This window comes from Rickettsia endosymbiont of Polydrusus tereticollis, from assembly GCF_964026385.1.
GTDB lineage: Bacteria > Pseudomonadota > Alphaproteobacteria > Rickettsiales > Rickettsiaceae > Rickettsia.
This window is the reverse complement of sequence record NZ_OZ032142.1, coordinates 1645769-1663623: the sequence shown is the minus strand read 5'-3', so window position 1 is coordinate 1663623 and position 17855 is coordinate 1645769. Positions and strand designations below refer to the sequence as shown.

Genomic DNA, 17855 nt, shown 5'->3' with positions numbered 1-17855 from the left:
AGGTAGCTCAGGCTTTACTCGTAGTATATAAATAAATCTCTTTAGCTTGATTATATTTTTATTGAAAATTTAGTTTAAAATTTCTCTAGAGCTTTGGTATTACTAAATTTTCTTAAATATAGGTATAAAGTTTCACGGCTAACACCTAGCTCTAGTGCAATATGGCTTTTCTTTTCACCATTTGCTATTTTACTTTTTGCAAGTAATACTTGCTCGTCACGTAAAGATTTGTTACGTCCTTTATACTTTCCTTTCTTTTGAGCTATAATAATTCCTTCTTTTTGTCTTTCGGCTATTAAAGCCCGTTCAAACTCCGCGACTCCCCCAATTACAGATAATAATAATTTTGAAATAGGTGAATCATCTCCTGTAAAAATAAGGTTTTCTTTTATGAACTGAATTTTTATTTGTTTGTCGGTTAGTTGTTTTACTAATTTTCTAAGATCGTCTAAGTTTCTAGCTAGCCTGTCCATACTATGAACAATAATCGTGTCCCCCTCTCTTATATAATTAAGCATATTTTCAAGGGCAGGGCGAAATATATCTTTACCTGAAGCTTTATCAATAAAGGTTTTATCAAGTTTTACTCCTTCTAATTGGCGTTCAGGATTTTGTTCATATGAACTGACTCTTATATAACCGATTACTTTTCCGCTCATAACTATTATTATTTAGTTTGTACTATTTTTAAATAACCTAAATTAGCATACTGGATAATTTTTTGATCAAAAGTTAGTAAATAGGAATTATTTGCTCTCGCAGAAGCTATAATAAATCTATCAGCAGGGTCTTTATGCTCATAATGAGTTAGGAAACAGCTTTGTATTAAAACCGAAACTGAGAGATCAATTAAGTTTAAGCCCGGGATAGATAATAATTTATCGATCCAGTCAGCTAAACTAACTGAAAGTGCTATTCTGCCTTTACTTTCAAGCATGGCTATTTCCCAGATAGATATGGCAGAAATACATAGCATATTTTTTTCTCTAGCTTTTTCTATTAATCCTATCTGAGATTCAGATAATTCTATTCCTTCTACATACCAAATTAATATATGAGTATCCAAAATTAAGCTTTCTGAATCATTAATTTCAACATTGGTCATTATTTACTTCCCAATCAGCTTCACAAGAATAGTTTATTATATCATTATTTATTTTGACCGTTCCCTTTAGAAAACCAAAATAACTTTTTCTATTTTCTTTGTCGTCAACTTCTAGAGGTACTACTCTAGCGACCGGTAGTTTTCTTTTTGTTATAATAAAAGAATCATGTTTACTTTTGACTTGATCGACTAGATTTAAGAAATGTTTTTTAAACTCAGTAGCAGATATGAGTACATTATTATCTTTCATATATTAATATAGTTATATTATATATAAACATATTAATATAAAATGACTATAATAGTAACCAAATAATAATTATAGTTTTTATTAGTGAGCTTATTTTTAATTAATGTCTAATTTATTTACTACATGGTTAGTAATATAAGTCATATAGTAAATAAGATATAGTCATTAAATGCAAAATCTGTCAAGTTAGGTTCTTGGGCTTGCGTTGACAAGTGTCAGATAATTCTAATAAGGGTTCTATTCTGACATATTTTCTTATAGGTTGCTAGTGTCAGGTTAGGGTATACTCCAGATACACACATTATTTATAGATTTTATATAAAGAAAGAAAATATCTACTTGAGGAAATAAACTAGGAGAATTAAAACAATAATTTGTTATGGAGCTAATCTCTCTACTAGCCCGGATATTGCATGAAGTGAGATTTAAAGTAAGAAATTGAGTAATTTATAATATTAGCAATGATACTTTTGTAAAAATTTTGCCAAAAAGTGCTTTGAAGCCGTTATTTTCAAATTTTAGATGTAATGCCCCTTACCCCATTTTTTCTAAGCACCGGGAACAGTGCTAATCTAGGTTATTCTAATGCTAATTTCTTCATCACATGATTCCATACCTGTCGGTAAGGATATGATGAAGATAACAAAAACTTAATACGCCTAGTATTACGGATAATTACTACCCCAATTTTTAATAATTTTAAACGTATTGTACCTATTTGTGCTTTTGCTAATGCACTACCTTGTAATAAATTACCTCTGATATATTCTACTAAAGTGTATGCAAGACCCGATAAAATCATTCTGAGCTGATTAGCCCACCATCTATGACAAGAAGTACGATCTGCAAATAATTCTAGTTGTTGCTCTTTTATACGGTTTTCCATATCACCACGACCACAGTAAACTTTGTCGTATAAATCTTCAGGTTTATCTGATAAATTAGTTACTATATACCTTGGATTTTCTCCAAGCATTGTCATTTCTGCCTTACCAATTATTCTACGTTCATGACTCCAACTACCAGCCTTATATGGAAACTCACTAAAAAGACGTTGCTTTTCTTGGGTTATAATAAATGCTGCTTTTGACTTCTCCATTGTAGGTTTCAGTAACTCATTTAGTCTGTTATTTTGGGGCATTCCTACAATATATTTTATATTATGAATATCACACCAATCAAACATCTGATGACGACAAAATCCACTATCACCACGAAAAATAATCTTTACCTCTGGCCAAGCTTGGCGAAAACGTTTTACTAACAATGATAATATTGCCCAAGAATGTTTTGCTTGATCCTGCTTTGACGTCCTAAGATAACTAACTAACAGATGCTTTCCACAAAAAACATACAAAGGTAAAAAGCAATTATGACCGTAATAACCATGATAAAACTTACCTTCCTGTTGCCCATGAATTTCATCATCCGTAGCATCAAAATCAAGTATTAGCTGCTTTGGTACTATTTTATGAGACTTAATAAATTTATCAAGCATTAGTTCATGCACTTTAATTGCAAAGTGTCTATCAGCATTGTTTTCTATACGACATAAGGTAGAACTACTTGCCATATCATCAATTGTTTCCATAGCTGTTTGCATAGCAGGACATTTTCGTAGATAATTGTGGTCATTTAAATCTTCATAACCTAATGCAATACCATAAATTCGTTGCCTCAGCATTGTTGCCATATTATGGGTAATTTTACTACCATCTCGTCTATCAGGAAATATTTTAGCAAGCTCCTCTGTTATACCAAGCCTTTTATCTGCTTCTCTTAATAACAACACACCTCCATCGCTACTAATATCACCTCCAGTGAAATTTATCTCTATTGTCCGATTTTTTACTTTGGAAAACTGGTAACTATATGCTATACAATTTGTCATGACAAAATCCTTTGTATTATTCTAATGAAATACCAGTATTATACAGCTTTACGAGGATTTTGTCTCCTATATCTCATGCAATATCCGGGCTAGAGATCAAAAAATTTTTACTTGGACTGATATTAAATCATTGCTAGCCTAACTACCTTCTGATTTCTACTAATTACCTCTAATTGCTCCACCTTTTAATATATTTAGCTATATGCAAAATAATTATGCTCATATAATGCAATTTCATTATGTACGTTACAATACTATGGTAAAAACTTTTTTATAAATTTTTAGTTGATAAATAAATAGTTAATTATGATATAATAAATTCATAAAATTTAAATAATTAGAGGTTTTTATGAAAGTACAACATTATAGCCCCCATAATTCAAATCCAAATTCTCCAAAAAGTAATCAAGCTTCTTTAACCACTTTTGGATCAGTTGTAGAATCATATACTATAGCGTTAAAAAAGCTCGAAAGTGATCAGAAACCAATAGAAATAAATAATTTAGCAAAATATTTTAAAGGTGATGAAGATGGAAATTGTTATATTTCTAAACAAGTTGCGGATGGAAACCTTGATGAGATAAAAACAATATTACATTTAGAAGGAAAAGAAGAGAGAGAAATATTAAGAGAGCTTGCATTTAAAATGTGTGATCCTCCTTATAGAGAGAAAGGTGGAATAGAAAATCAAGTTGCTACAGGGATATTTGTAGATGCTACAGATCAGTTAGATAGGTTAGGAGAAAATACTACCGATCTTTTTAATAGTTATGACATACCGTATTAATAAAAATGAAAAATAAAGATTTAATAGCTTTCCCAAAAGAAGATAATTGGAATAAATTTGATTATAATTTTCGAATTTTCGATGCTCTTGCAAGTTTACTTCATTTTAAAAGCGCATGTTCAGGAATTTTTAAGGGTAAGGATGATGTATTACACCTCTCTTATAATACTCAAGTAATAGAAGCGGATACATTAACAAAAAAACAAGTAGAGTTAGTAAACCTCGTATTCACAAAGGTACAAAAGAGCAAATATTAAGTTTATATTTATTACTTAATATTGATTATGGTGATTTTATAAATAATCAGATAAGACATGAAAACAATAATGAATTTAAACAGATTTTAATAAAATTTCAGAAAAGTTATAAAATTTTAAAAGTAAAGTTAAAAGCAATCCTTAATACTAAAGGATTAAATATAGAAGATATAAACGAATATCAAGATATAAATGAACATTATTATAAATTAATTGAAGGTATTAAAGTTCAAGATAAAACTTCAACAGAAGTTATGGAAAATTTATTTCGTCCTCTGCAAGACTTGAGGTGGTACCCTTTGTCTAGACAAATTTTTTAAATTTTAGAGGTGTAATTCTCCTGTATTAATGTATTGGTTTTTCAAAGTAAAGTTTGCATTTTCTATGTCATATAGCCTCTTGATAATTTTCTAGTTTTTCTGCAAAATGTATCATTTCAGGTGTCTTATATTCAAGCGATTGATGAGGTCTTTGCTGATTATAAAATTCTATATAATCTCTGATAGCTATCTTTGCTTCACGTACTGTTTCAAGATCAAAACGATAAATCTTCTCTTGTTTCAAAGATCGCCAAAAACGTTCAATAAATACATTATCTAAGGCTCTGCCTTTGCCGTCCATACTAATAGCTATGCCTTGTTGCTCAAGTATTTGAGTAAAATCTTTTGATGTAAATTGTACTCCTTGATCCGTATTAAAAATGTCAGGCTTGCCATGTATAGATATTGCTTCATTTAGAGCTTCAATACAAAAATCATTTTCTAAACTAATCGACACCCGCCAACTCAAAATATAACGACTATACCAATCCATTATAGCAACCAAATATACAAAACCTTGCTTTAATCTTATGTAAGTAATATCTGCACAGTAAACTTGATTGGAGCAAACCACCTCTATATTATTTAATAGATATGGGTATACTTTATGAGCCTGATTCCTACGGCTTAAATTAATCTTTGGGTATACTGCTTCAATACCAAGTATTTTATAATATTTTCTTATCATCTTACGACTAACATTTAACCCTTCGGATTTTAGGACATGAGACATTCTTCTAGTACCATAATAGGGATGCTCTGTAAAAATCTCATCAATTCTGTTCAGTACTCTATACTCCTTATCATCTAAGGTATTCCTAGCTCGGTAGTAGTAACTTGAGCGGTTTAAATCTAAAAGTTTGCATTGTCTTGCTATGGTTAAATTTGAAGCATAACTTATCATTTTTTTCCTAACCTCTAAATCCAAAGATACTAGATTTTTTTTTAAGCCAGTCTCTTTCAACTGTTAACTGGCCTATTTGCTCAAATAATGATTTAATTAAATCTTCTTGGCCGGTATCTTGTTGTTTAGATTTTGATTTAAATCCAGAAACCATAAAATCTAAAGCTTCTTTCTTCCATTTATAAATCTGATTAGCGTGAACACCATATTTGCTGGTAATTTGAGCTATAGTCATTTCTCCAGATATTGCTTCAATTGCTATTTTTGCTTTTTCTTCTGCACTATATTTTTTAACTTGTTTTTTCATTTTTTTTCATTTTTTGCTCCTTTTCCTAGGAGATATTATACCTACTTTTCTCTATTTTCTTGTCTAGTTTTTGGGTACCATTATAGTTTTGAGAAAGATATACCGCTGCAGTTTCAAGGTTGTACAAATTTAGCAGAATTAAAGACTAAATTAGGTCTAGTCTATACCCTAGCAACTCCTGCAACGCAAACTACTACCACAACCACTACAACATCTACTACATTTGAAGGCTTAATGCCCTTCAATGTAGATAGCCTAGCATCTGATATTAGTGCAATGAATTTAGCCCGGATATTGCATGAAGTGAGATTTAAAGTAAGAAATTGAGTAATTTATAATATTAGCAATGATACTTTTGTAAAAATTTTGCCAAAAAGTGCTTTGAAGCCGTTATTTTCAAATTTTAGATGTAATGCCCCTTACCCCATTTTTTCTAAGCACCGGGAACAGTGCTAATCTAGGTTATTCTAATGCTAATTTCTTCATCACATGATTCCATACCTGTCGGTAAGGATATGATGAAGATAACAAAAACTTAATACGCCTAGTATTACGGATAATTACTACCCCAATTTTTAATAATTTTAAACGTATTGTACCTATTTGTGCTTTTGCTAATGCACTACCTTGTAATAAATTACCTCTGATATATTCTACTAAAGTGTATGCAAGACCCGATAAAATCATTCTGAGCTGATTAGCCCACCATCTATGACAAGAAGTACGATCTGCAAATAATTCTAGTTGTTGCTCTTTTATACGGTTTTCCATATCACCACGACCACAGTAAACTTTGTCGTATAAATCTTCAGGTTTATCTGATAAATTAGTTACTATATACCTTGGATTTTCTCCAAGCATTGTCATTTCTGCCTTACCAATTATTCTACGTTCATGACTCCAACTACCAGCCTTATATGGAAACTCACTAAAAAGACGTTGCTTTTCTTGGGTTATAATAAATGCTGCTTTTGACTTCTCCATTGTAGGTTTCAGTAACTCATTTAGTCTGTTATTTTGGGGCATTCCTACAATATATTTTATATTATGAATATCACACCAATCAAACATCTGATGACGACAAAATCCACTATCACCACGAAAAATAATCTTTACCTCTGGCCAAGCTTGGCGAAAACGTTTTACTAACAATGATAATATTGCCCAAGAATGTTTTGCTTGATCCTGCTTTGACGTCCTAAGATAACTAACTAACAGATGCTTTCCACAAAAAACATACAAAGGTAAAAAGCAATTATGACCGTAATAACCATGATAAAACTTACCTTCCTGTTGCCCATGAATTTCATCATCCGTAGCATCAAAATCAAGTATTAGCTGCTTTGGTACTATTTTATGAGACTTAATAAATTTATCAAGCATTAGTTCATGCACTTTAATTGCAAAGTGTCTATCAGCATTGTTTTCTATACGACATAAGGTAGAACTACTTGCCATATCATCAATTGTTTCCATAGCTGTTTGCATAGCAGGACATTTTCGTAGATAATTGTGGTCATTTAAATCTTCATAACCTAATGCAATACCATAAATTCGTTGCCTCAGCATTGTTGCCATATTATGGGTAATTTTACTACCATCTCGTCTATCAGGAAATATTTTAGCAAGCTCCTCTGTTATACCAAGCCTTTTATCTGCTTCTCTTAATAACAACACACCTCCATCGCTACTAATATCACCTCCAGTGAAATTTATCTCTATTGTCCGATTTTTTACTTTGGAAAACTGGTAACTATATGCTATACAATTTGTCATGACAAAATCCTTTGTATTATTCTAATGAAATACCAGTATTATACAGCTTTACGAGGATTTTGTCTCCTATATCTCATGCAATATCCGGGTTAGCCAATTCTTGGAGTTTATCGAACGGGAAACGTAGAGAGTAATGCACTTTGCAGCCCTTCAATGTTAGGTTCGCAAATACAAAATTTAAAAATTCACGTTTTTCGGCAATCGTCGAACCTTTAAAAGTTTCATAGGCGTTTGTCATAATATTTATAAAGTCTAAAAGCCTTTTGGAAAGCTTATCATCCACTGTGTCATAACTTTTAATTAACTCGCTTAATTCATATTGACGTTCTTTTAATATGAATATTTAAAAATAATTACAAAGTTTTTTCCATAGTTGAGGTTAGTTAATAAAAGTAGAATTTTTTGAAATAATGTTTGACTTTTGATTGCAACATGATTAAATAATCCTATTTAATTTTTAAAGGATAACATTTTATGTGGAATGCAGAACAGTGGGAACAGCATAGGGAAGGGGAAAGAGAAAAAGCAAAAATTTATGCTGCCGATGAGCATCATCGAAAACAAAGAAATAAGTCTTCATCTGATAGTGGAGACGGAGAATTGCTTGGGGCATTAATAGTATTCGGTGGCATAGCGGCATATAAAGGAGCAAAATTTCTAGGGAAAGCTGCTATAGAAGGCGGGAAAGTAGCAATAGAAGGTGGAAAAATTGCCGGCAAGACTGCAGCGAATGCTTATAAATTACACAAAGGAGATATCGAAATTGTAAGCAAGGATAATGAAGGCAATATTATAGAAAAAGCACCTGAACCTGCAAGTATTGAGCCTCAAGAGAATTCCACTTTTTCTAAGCGAGAAAAAGTAAAAGAATGGATTGGAAAAGGGATAAAAAGAAGTAAATCAGCTAGTGAGTTGATGACAAGTGCTTATAAATTAACTACTAGTACTACAGAAATAGTGAGTACTGATGAGGAAGGTAAACAAAAAGTTATTATCACAACTCCTAAACCGACTATACAATATATATCTTCTAAAATGAGCCCACTTATTTATGAGAAGCAGACTTACGGAGAAGTGCGTGAAGATATTATAAACATTATAAATGTTCCGCTAAAATATAAGTTTGATAACAAGATTATTGAAGTTACAGCATATAGATATCTTACTTTTACCGATACTATAAATCCAGGCAGTTCGTTTCTGTTAAAATTCGCTTTAAGTAATCGTATCGATGAAAGAACAGATATAAATAAAGCTTGCTTTGAAATTAATTATGATGCAAACGGCAAATTACAAAAATTAGCTTTACCAAATCCTCCCGCACTGTGTCATAATCCTAATTATCCTGTGTTAATCAGCTACCACAATAACCTATATATTGTACCGGTAAATAGCGGGCATTATCAGCATTTAACTCAAAAAATTCATGAAAATAATGGAGTAGTAGAAATAGGACATGCTGACTCTGCGTACCATATAGAAGCTATATATGATTAATAATCATAACTTATTTCTGACTATGTTAGTATAAAAGCATTCTATGTCATTCCTGCGGAGCATTGGCGTTGTTGCATGGATCAAGTCGCGGGATGACACACTGATTTCTCGAGCCATGCGGGCAACACCGCACTACAAACCAAATGCCGGCAGATACTTTATTATTCGGTAATTTTGCCGATTTAATTATAGGGCAATGGGGAGTGTTAGACGTATTAGTTGATCCATACGCCTTAGGTACTAGCGGCGGCATCCGCATAAGGCTTATGCAAGATATCGACGTTGCTATGAGTTCGTTTGCCATGCACTATAGCATGAACACGGCTCGGCGGTACATCAATATCACGAGCTAATTGATTTTGACTTATATTTAAAGGTTTCATAAATTCTTCATATAAGACATTACCAGGGGTTATAAGCATAACTGTTGAAAGTGAGAAAGTAGTAATTAAGTTATTACAATTTTTTACTACTAAAGAAGGAAATAATCGTAATATTGCGATATTATTAGTAGTAATTTTTACCTCATATAAAGAATATTTTAAGATACTCTTTCTCACTTTCAATAGTTATGGGGTTATAAGGTCAAGTAATTGAGGCATAAATATTATCCTAATGATAATCAACAATTTCAACATTATGTGCATTTCCATTATGCCAAGTAAAACATATACGCCATTGACCATTGATACGAATACTATATTGATTTTTACGATTGCCTTCAAGTAACTCTAATCTATATACAATATTGAACAAAAATTAGTTAAACTTTGTCATGACATGATTAAACAACAAACTAATTTAAAAAAGATGACTTTAAAAGAAAAAATTCTTGATGCTGATAGTTACCTCGAAGTTTTTCAAGCTCTGCAAAGTGAGTAACTCCCCAATAAAAAGCTGTTCCTACAGGCATCATAATAAGAAGGATACCATAATTTCCTAGTATATTCACTAAATAAACCATACCAAAAGAAGTTATGATAGTTATAAAAATTTTTGCAAAGGCATATATAACAGTGGTAAAAGTAAATCGTTTAAATACAGGGAAACTTTTGTAAATTATAGGAACAGCTGTACCAATGGCAATGCTAATTATAATAAATAACACCTGTACTTTAAATAAATCAAAAACAGTAGATATATTATTTAAAAAATAAATACCGATCGGCATAAAAAATAAAAATATAATTCCTTGAACTTTTAATATTTTAAGCGGATGAAATTTTAATGCTAAAGAAGTTACTATAGATACTATAATTAATTGAATAATAGAAATATACAAATTATTTTCCATAATTTCAGTAGCTGAATAATTAAAATGAGTTCTAAATAAACCAGCACAATGTATATAAATAAGATAGAAACAAGCCGACCCTGAAGGTAAGATAAGAAAATAAGCTAAACATGTTTTTTTATTAACTTTTTCTTCCATATATTCTTTATAAGGTAATTTTTCAGTATTTATGCCAAAATCCTCTAAAGTTTTTTTTATTCGACGTTTTGCATCAACAAATTCTGTAGTCTCTCTTAACCTTGTCCTTGCTAAAAATCCGACTAAAGCTATTATTGCCCCACCCCAAAAAGCATAACGCCAATTTAAAAGATAATTAGTACTAATCATACCAAATATTAATGCAGACATGCTCCCCATAAGGGAAGCTATACTAATTATACCTACACATATATATTGAGCGGGCGGCTTGGTTGTTTCCGTCACATATAATTCCGCACCTATTATTTCTCCCATTGAAGATACACCTTGCGACATGCGGCAGATTATCATAATCCAAGAAACTAGAATACCTTTTTCCTCATAGGTTGATAAATTCGCCATAACAAAGCATGATGCAGCCATTATAAGAGTAGTGATAATTACTGTAGATTTACGCCCGATATTATCACCTACCCATCCCAACCCATAAGCTGCAAACGGTCTTAGCACATAAGTAGAACAGAATGCGGCTGCCGATAAAAGTGAAGCAACTTTCGGGTCAGTTTTAGGAAAAAATAAATCGTTTAGTAGTACTGCCATATGGATATAAAGTATCAAATCAAAATACTCAAGAAACGTGCCTATGGATAGTAGTCCGATAGCTTCTTTTTGTTCTTTTGTTAAACTTCTTTGCTCAGCTTGATAACTTAACATCTTCTTAAGATTTTAATTAATTGTAAAGAAATTATATTTTTTCTATTAAAAGTCAATATTTTTTTGCTTAAGGGATAAATATGCGTTAATAATAAATTTCAACCAGCATTCAAAGCTGGATATCCGGAGCTTTACGTGCTGTTTTTCAAAGAAACGAATAATAGAGTGTTTAGTTAGTTTTTTAATAAAACATTAATGACTAAGAAATTTAATATACAAATTATACTTTAAGTAACCCTTACGCTTTAAAAGTTTTAACTGCTAATAAATTCTATAAAGTAGTTAATAAGCAATTACTAAAAGAAAGTTTACAGGAGCAAGGAATTAAAGATGTTGAATCCATGTTAAAAAAGGTAGACGATTTTATTAAAATGAAGCCCTTTACTATTGCCGGTGTGTGTAAAGATATGCAACCAAATACGGGGATTGTTGCCGATGAAGGGCATATATTACATTTACCTATTGAAATAATATTACATATTATAAATTTCCTTGAACCGGGTACTTTAGGAATAAAATATAGTGAATCAACTTTAGAAAACACCGAAGTTGAGAACATCGAAGTTGAGAATATGGGAGTTACAGAAATACTTGAAGTTGTAGAAAATAGTTATTGCATTTTGTTATAAATTACGATTTATTTTCTTGCCCATAAATCCTTTTACCTTTAAATAAGATGAATTTATTATCGATTCCGTATGTATATAGGGTAGATCCATACCATTACATCAATTTTGATTCTTAATAAGACCTGTAATTAAATTATAAAATTACTCATTCTACTTTTAAATTGACGGTAAAAAATTATCAATGAAGCTCACTGCGTAATAACTCTACTTTATCCAATTGCTCCCAAGTAAAATCCTCATCCTCTCGACCGAAATGACCGTAAGCAGCGGTTTTTTGATAGCATGGAGTATGGAGTTTAAGATGTTTAATAATTTTCCCGGGACGCATATCAAAATGTGTTGTTATTATTTTGGTAATTTGCTCGTTATTTAATTTACCCGTACCGAAAGTTTCAACATAAATCGAAACGGGTGCAGCAACGCCGATTGCATAGGATATTTGTATTTCACAGCGATCAGCAAGACCTGCCCCGACGATATTTTTAGCAATATAGCGAGCCATATAAGCTGCAGAGCGATCTATTTTAGTCGGGTCTTTGCCTGAAAAACACCCGCCGCCGTGTCTTGCCATCCCGCCGTAAGTGTCTACTATGATTTTTCTCCCCGTTAAGCCGCAATCTGCAACAGGTCCGCCAATCACAAATCTACCTGTCGGGTTAATGAAATATTTAGTATCTTTATTAATCCAATCGCTCGGCAATTCAGGTTTGATGATTTCATCCATTACCGCTTCCTTAAGGCTTGCGTACGGTATATTCTCGCTATGCTGCGTTGATAAAACTATCGTATCAATTGCTACGGGTTTATTATTTTCATATCTTAACGTAACTTGCGATTTCGCATCGGGACCAAGCCATGGCAAAATTCCTTGTTTTCGTAGCAAAGCTTGCTTTTTCATTAAACGATGAGCGTAATAAATAGGGGCAGGCATTAATGAAGTCGTTTCATTGCAGGCATAGCCGAAAACCATACCTTGATCGCCCGCTCCTATCTCATCTTCATCAATATTGTTAACGCCCATAGCTATATCGGGTGACTGTGTGGAGATTGAAGATATTACAGCACAAGAATCCCCGGTAAAGCCGAGAGATAAATCATTATAGCCGATTTCCTTTACTTTATTACGCACGATTTGCGGGATATCAGCCCATGCACTGGTAGTAATCTCACCGCCGACAAGTACCATACCGGTTGTTACAAATGTTTCACAAGCTACTCGACAATCAGGATCAAGGGCAATAATTGCATCTAGGACAGTATCGGAAATTTGATCGGCGATTTTATCAGGATGCCCCTCTGAAACCGATTCTGACGTGAATATTGTATTTTTCATAAATTGCTCTGCTTATAATATGAATTGTCATTCCTGCGAAAGCAGGAATCCAGGCTTTTCTTTGTCATGCTGAACTTGTTTCAGCATCTTTTTTAGTAGATACTGAAATAAATTCAGGATGACTATAATTTTTCTGGATTCCCGCCTACGCGGGAATGACATATAGTACTTTTTTTGATCTATACAACGACGCCGGGATGACATAAAGAGTGCAGGTATAACATAATTGATATTACCATAACAATATATGTTACTTCAATAAAATTTTATGAACTTAATGTATTTCCATCCAGCTATTACCGACTCGTGTTTCGGCGATAATCGGTACACCTATATCAGTAGAATTCTCCATAATTTTCTTGATGATCGGTACAATAATTTCTACCTCATCAAGCGGTGCTTCAAATAGTAATTCATCGTGAATTTGTAATATTAACCTAGTTTTAAGTCCTAACTTTTCTATTTCTCGATCTAAATTAATCATGGCAATTTTTATTATATCGGCATTAGTGCCTTGAATAGGGGCGTTAATGGCAGCTCTTTCCGCAAATTGCCTCAACGAGGCTTTTTTATCGTAAATTAACGGCACAAAGCATTTTCTACCGAATAAGTTAGTAACATAACCTCGTTCTTTAGCTTCTGATTTTATAGATTCCATATAACTTTCGACGCCTTTATATTCAGCAAAATATTTCTTTATATACTCAGCTGCTTCTTTAGAGCTAACATTTAATTGCTTAGCCAAACCAAAGGCACTAATGCCGTAAATAATACCGAAATTTATTGCTTTTGCTTTGCGTCGATGCTCATGGGTTAGCTCTTCTTTTTTCAGGTTAAAAATCTGGCAAGCGGTTTGACTATGAATATCTTCGCCGTTAATAAATAATTGTTTAAGTTCCGGCATATCTGCGATATGGCTTAATATTCTTAACTCAATTTGTGAGTAGTCGGCAGATATTAATTTATAGCCTTCTTCAGCTATAAAAGCCTCTCTAATTTTATTACCCTCTGTTGAGCGAATCGGTACGTTTTGTAAATTAGGATCGTGGGAGCTAAGCCGTCCGGTAGTAGTAGAAGTTTGCAGAAAAGTCGTGTGTACTCTGCCGGTTACCCGGTTTATTTGTTTCGGTAAGCTATCGGTATAAGTATTTTTTAGCTTACTAAGCTGCCGCCATTTTAACAATAAATCAGCTACCCCGTAACCGTGTTCGCTAAGCTTCTCAAGAATTTCGGCACCTGTGGAGTAAGAAGCTGCTTTAGCGGAAGTTTTGCCGAAGGGTAATTGCATTTTATCAAATAATATTTCGCCTAGTTGCTTAGGCGAACCGATATTAAATTTAACGCCGCTAAGGGTAAAAATTTCCTGCTCAAGCCTTATGATTTCCTCGCCGAATTCTGCGGATAATTTATTGAGATAATCGGCATTTATTTTTATGCCGACTTTTTCCATCTTATCTATTACATAACATAGCGGCAAGTCAATTTCTCTATATAACCTAAAAGCTTTATTATCTTTAAGCTCTCGAGTCCCTTGTTCATAAAGAGCAGTAAAACCTGCAACTATTTTTGCTGATTCGATAATTATATTTTCAATTTGGCTTTCTTTCTTAGCCTCTAGAAATAAGTCCTTTTGAGGCATTCCCGCCGACATTGCATAATGCATTAGCTCCAAATCTTCAATAGCCGAAATTTTACTAGTTTCTTTATTAAATATCTTAAGAAGCTGTTTTAAGCCGTAAGTAATTTTTTTGATAGATGTATCGCCTAGTAATTTATAAATAGCAGGGAAAAACTGGTTGGTTTCATTTTGTTTAGATGTTATTATGTGATTCCTCAAAGCATCCTCGGTGTCATTCCTAGTCTCTATGTCATCCCCGTGAAAACGGGGATATAAACTTAATTTTTCTAGATTCCCGCCTTCGCGGGAATGACATAGAGCATTTTGTTTATTACTATAGGAAAAAAGATCATTAATTGAATTATCAGTTTTTAAAATATATCCTTCATTTTTTAATGACAAGGCAAAAGCAATTAATTGGTTTTTATGCTCTATTGGATAAATCCCTATAACTCCTTCTTTTTCTGCTGCTTTTAAAACGTTATCAAGTTCTTCAGTAGTATTAATTTCCTTGATAGTAACCGCTTTGTTTTCTTCTATTATCTCTTTATGCTCGATAAGTTTAATGTCGAATAAATTTTCTGCTCTTTTATATAAAGATTTAAAACCATATTCATGCAAAAATTTTGATAATTTGTCGGCTTCGGGGGGTGACCATTCTAAGCTATTTAATTCAAAATCTAAATCAACGTTAAAATCAAGCCCAACTAATTGCCAAGAAATTAAAGCAAGCTCTCTTGAAGACTCCAAAATTTCCCTTTGCCTTGGGCTTACAATTTGCTCAAGTGAAGTTAATATATTTTCCACCGAATCAAATTGCTCAATAAGTGTGCTAGCGGTTTTCGGTCCGATAGACGGCACGCCCGGGATATTGTCCGATCTATCTCCTATTAAAGCCATAACTTCACGGACTTTATTTGGCTTCACACCGAATTTTTTAATAACATCGTCTTCTGTAATATATTTTGCCTTTATCGGGTCATATATTTTTACGTGATCATTTATTAATTGCAGTAAATCTTTATCGGAAGAAATAATAACGACATTTTCTTCCAATGCAGCTGCTTTAGCAGCAAAAGTAGCTATAATATCATCAGCCTCATAGCCGTTTTTCTCTAAGATAGGGAAATTAAGGTTAGTTGCGACAGTCCGCACTAATGGTAATTGAGTAATTAAATCTTCGGGCGGTGTCGGTCTATTTGCTTTATACTGATCATAAATTTGATGACGGAAGTTTTTGCCGCCGGTGTCAAAAACCACCGCTGCATGTTTCGGTTTAAAGTCATTTAAGACTTTAAGCAGCATTGAAGTAAAGCCGTAAAGAGCACCGACGGGCTCACCGCTCGGTGAAGTTAACGGCGGTTGTACATGATAGGCACGAAAAACAAACCCGTAACCGTCTATTAATAGCAAAGTATTTTTTTTAGTCATTTTATTTAATTATTAAAGTGTATTGTAGCAAAAGAAATTAAATAGTCATTCCCGTAGGACAAGGCTTTGTTGCGTGGGTATCCCAACAGTCATTGCGAGCCACGCAACAACGCCCCGCATTGCGGGAATAACATCAATTTATTATATAATATCATTATAACTTAACTACCTTAATAAACTAAACATTATTTTCACTTAAATCTATTGTTAATATTACTAGTTTTTATTTGGCATTCTTTGCTATTACAAAATATAAGTATTACCGGTTTTTTGTCTAAAAAATCTTTGTTAACGGTAATAAGGCTACCGTGGCATTTATTATTGCGAGTAAGATTAATATATATTTCTGCTTCTTCGCACTTTTTACTTTTTACAAAATTCTCATCGTTAATAATGATTTTCTGCCCATAATTAGTTGCAAAGTTATTATCTTTTAAAGGATAAACAAAACTATCTTTTTGCCCAAAGCAGTTAGCCCAGTACAGCCTATTAAATGCCGGCATTTTGTCGGCGTAAATTTCTAACTCGTTATCTTGATTTTTAACTCCCACGGCGTTCGCACTAGCATCAAATATTAAATCCGGTTTCGGTGAGTAAAGCATTAATATAAAAGACACCCCCATAATCCAAAATCCCCAAAGACGCCAATTTGTTTTCCATATACATATCCAGAAAAAGCCGAATAAAAAGAGTAAATTACTTAAATTCGTTATATAACCGAAATACCAAACTGCACCTTTAAGGTTATTAAAATACTCTGCCGAGTAAATAATTATGCTAATGAAAAAACCCATTATTTTTAAAATAAAGCCGTCTATATTTAACCACATTAAAGGTAATGACAACAAAGCCAGAGGCATAAGAAAAAATGACATTATCGGTACAACGATAAGATTATTCGGAATAGAATAAGTTGAAAATATGAAGAACTGATTTATTACTACCGGTGCCGTGATAATGCTGGCTAAAAAACTAGAATAAATATTTGATGCCGTATAAAATTTTATGGAGGCAAAGATTCCTTTATTATCACCGAGTAACCATTGATTTTTTAAATAAAACTCATAGCCTGCGACTAAAGATAGCACGGCAATAAAAGACAGCTGAAAACTTGGGTGGAATATATATTCAGGATTTAATGATAATATTATGAAAGCCGCAATAGCCAGCGACCGCAACGGAAAACAAGAGCGTTCTATAATGACGGCATAGATAAAAATCGCTGCCATAATAAAGGCTCTAGTTGCGGCAATCTGCATGCCGCTTAGCTCTAGATAACCGAAGCTACCGATCAGCGAACAGATAGCGGCAACTAACTTTACATTATAATTGTAAGAAAGATAATTAGAGAGATTTAATAAAAAACGTGTCGATATAAATAAAATCATCGCCACTAGCGATAAATGTAGACCCGAAACGCAAAGCACATGAGAAATACCGCTTTGCCTCATATCTTGCATTAATTGCCGATTGATGCCTTTTGTCTCGCCGAGCAATATCGCAGCAGCAAAATTACCTTTAATGCTCCCTAATTTCTTCACTAAATTTTGATAAATATTAAATCTAATTTTATAAATAATCCTGTTAATATATTCTTTTTGGTG

18 protein-coding genes and 1 pseudogene are annotated in these 17855 nt (G+C 32.8%); 5 read left to right on the top strand and 14 right to left on the bottom strand.

The features are described 5' to 3' along the window. Positions 1-74 precede the first annotated feature (74 nt). The 4 genes from AAGD48_RS08040 to AAGD48_RS08025 form a co-directional block, all read right to left on the bottom strand. Positions 75-659, bottom strand: coding sequence for a recombinase family protein (locus tag AAGD48_RS08040; protein WP_341789676.1), 585 nt, complete (start codon positions 657-659; stop codon positions 75-77). Positions 660-667: 8 nt separating this feature from the next. Continuing rightward, positions 668-1105, bottom strand: a complete 438-nt coding sequence (locus AAGD48_RS08035; protein WP_341789675.1) for a type II toxin-antitoxin system VapC family toxin — start codon at positions 1103-1105, stop codon at positions 668-670. After that, a complete protein-coding gene (locus AAGD48_RS08030) occupies positions 1092-1355 on the bottom strand; it encodes a type II toxin-antitoxin system Phd/YefM family antitoxin (RefSeq protein ID WP_341789674.1) in 264 nt (87 codons plus the stop codon). Before AAGD48_RS08030 ends, AAGD48_RS08035 begins: the two co-directional genes overlap by 14 nt. A gap of 577 nt (positions 1356-1932) precedes the next feature. Further along, a complete protein-coding gene (locus AAGD48_RS08025) occupies positions 1933-3246 on the bottom strand; it encodes an IS1380 family transposase (protein WP_341789277.1) in 1314 nt (437 codons plus the stop codon). A gap of 349 nt (positions 3247-3595) precedes the next feature. Between AAGD48_RS08025 and AAGD48_RS08020 the strand changes: the two genes are divergently transcribed. Together AAGD48_RS08020 and AAGD48_RS08015 are read left to right on the top strand one after the other, a co-directional pair. Continuing rightward, positions 3596-4033 carry a hypothetical protein gene (locus AAGD48_RS08020; protein ID WP_341789673.1) on the top strand — a complete coding sequence of 146 codons (438 nt, stop codon included), beginning with the start codon at positions 3596-3598 and terminating at the stop codon, positions 4031-4033. A 5-nt stretch (positions 4034-4038) separates the two neighbouring features. Continuing rightward, positions 4039-4290 carry a hypothetical protein gene (locus AAGD48_RS08015; RefSeq protein ID WP_341789672.1) on the top strand — a complete coding sequence of 84 codons (252 nt, stop codon included), beginning with the start codon at positions 4039-4041 and terminating at the stop codon, positions 4288-4290. A 387-nt stretch (positions 4291-4677) separates the two neighbouring features. Here the strand turns inward: AAGD48_RS08015 and AAGD48_RS08010 are convergent, their stop codons facing one another. The 4 genes from AAGD48_RS08010 to AAGD48_RS07995 all read right to left on the bottom strand — a co-directional run bounded on the left by AAGD48_RS08010 (position 4678) and on the right by AAGD48_RS07995 (position 7835). Further along, positions 4678-5514 (bottom strand): IS3 family transposase, encoded by an 837-nt coding sequence (locus tag AAGD48_RS08010; protein ID WP_341789327.1) that lies wholly within the window; start codon positions 5512-5514, stop codon positions 4678-4680. A gap of 7 nt (positions 5515-5521) precedes the next feature. Beyond that, positions 5522-5821, bottom strand: coding sequence for a transposase (locus tag AAGD48_RS08005; RefSeq protein ID WP_045812944.1), 300 nt, complete (start codon positions 5819-5821; stop codon positions 5522-5524). A 462-nt stretch (positions 5822-6283) separates the two neighbouring features. Next, a complete protein-coding gene (locus AAGD48_RS08000) occupies positions 6284-7597 on the bottom strand; it encodes an IS1380 family transposase (protein WP_341789277.1) in 1314 nt (437 codons plus the stop codon). 73 nt (positions 7598-7670) lie between these two features. After that, positions 7671-7835: a hypothetical protein gene (locus tag AAGD48_RS07995; protein ID WP_341789671.1), complete on the bottom strand. Its 165-nt coding sequence runs from the start codon at positions 7833-7835 to the stop codon at positions 7671-7673. Between the two features lie 236 nt (positions 7836-8071). Here AAGD48_RS07995 and AAGD48_RS07990 point away from each other — a divergent pair, with 236 nt between their 5' ends. Then, complete coding sequence (locus AAGD48_RS07990; protein ID WP_341789670.1) at positions 8072-9094, top strand: hypothetical protein; 1023 nt, start codon at positions 8072-8074, stop codon at positions 9092-9094. A 143-nt stretch (positions 9095-9237) separates the two neighbouring features. Continuing rightward, positions 9238-9324 (top strand): annotated as a pseudogene (locus AAGD48_RS07985) (hypothetical protein); the annotation flags it as partial. A gap of 3 nt (positions 9325-9327) precedes the next feature. Here AAGD48_RS07985 and AAGD48_RS07980 read toward each other — a convergent pair. From AAGD48_RS07980 to AAGD48_RS07975, 3 genes are read right to left on the bottom strand one after another with little or no spacing between them, the layout of a single operon-like run. After that, the gene (locus AAGD48_RS07980) at positions 9328-9654 is read right to left on the bottom strand and encodes a hypothetical protein (RefSeq protein WP_341790815.1); all 327 of its coding nucleotides are present in this window, start codon (positions 9652-9654) and stop codon (positions 9328-9330) included. Positions 9655-9706: 52 nt separating this feature from the next. Next, positions 9707-9850, bottom strand: a complete 144-nt coding sequence (locus tag AAGD48_RS10675) for a type II toxin-antitoxin system RelE/ParE family toxin (protein WP_410526012.1) — start codon at positions 9848-9850, stop codon at positions 9707-9709. Positions 9851-9890: 40 nt separating this feature from the next. After that, entirely contained in the window at positions 9891-11240 is a 1350-nt protein-coding gene (locus tag AAGD48_RS07975; RefSeq protein ID WP_341789669.1) for an MFS transporter, read from the bottom strand. Positions 11241-11581: 341 nt separating this feature from the next. Between AAGD48_RS07975 and AAGD48_RS07970 the strand changes: the two genes are divergently transcribed. Continuing rightward, positions 11582-11869 carry a hypothetical protein gene (locus tag AAGD48_RS07970; RefSeq protein ID WP_341789668.1) on the top strand — a complete coding sequence of 96 codons (288 nt, stop codon included), beginning with the start codon at positions 11582-11584 and terminating at the stop codon, positions 11867-11869. 178 nt (positions 11870-12047) lie between these two features. Here the strand turns inward: AAGD48_RS07970 and metK are convergent, their stop codons facing one another. The 3 genes from metK to AAGD48_RS07955 all read right to left on the bottom strand — a co-directional run bounded on the left by metK (position 12048) and on the right by AAGD48_RS07955 (position 17702). Continuing rightward, a complete protein-coding gene (metK, locus tag AAGD48_RS07965; RefSeq protein WP_341789667.1) occupies positions 12048-13202 on the bottom strand; it encodes a methionine adenosyltransferase in 1155 nt (384 codons plus the stop codon). A 274-nt stretch (positions 13203-13476) separates the two neighbouring features. Continuing rightward, complete coding sequence (polA, locus tag AAGD48_RS07960; RefSeq protein WP_341789666.1) at positions 13477-16251, bottom strand: DNA polymerase I; 2775 nt, start codon at positions 16249-16251, stop codon at positions 13477-13479. Between the two features lie 191 nt (positions 16252-16442). Next, positions 16443-17702: a ComEC/Rec2 family competence protein gene (locus AAGD48_RS07955; RefSeq protein ID WP_341790773.1), complete on the bottom strand. Its 1260-nt coding sequence runs from the start codon at positions 17700-17702 to the stop codon at positions 16443-16445. Positions 17703-17855 lie beyond the last annotated feature (153 nt).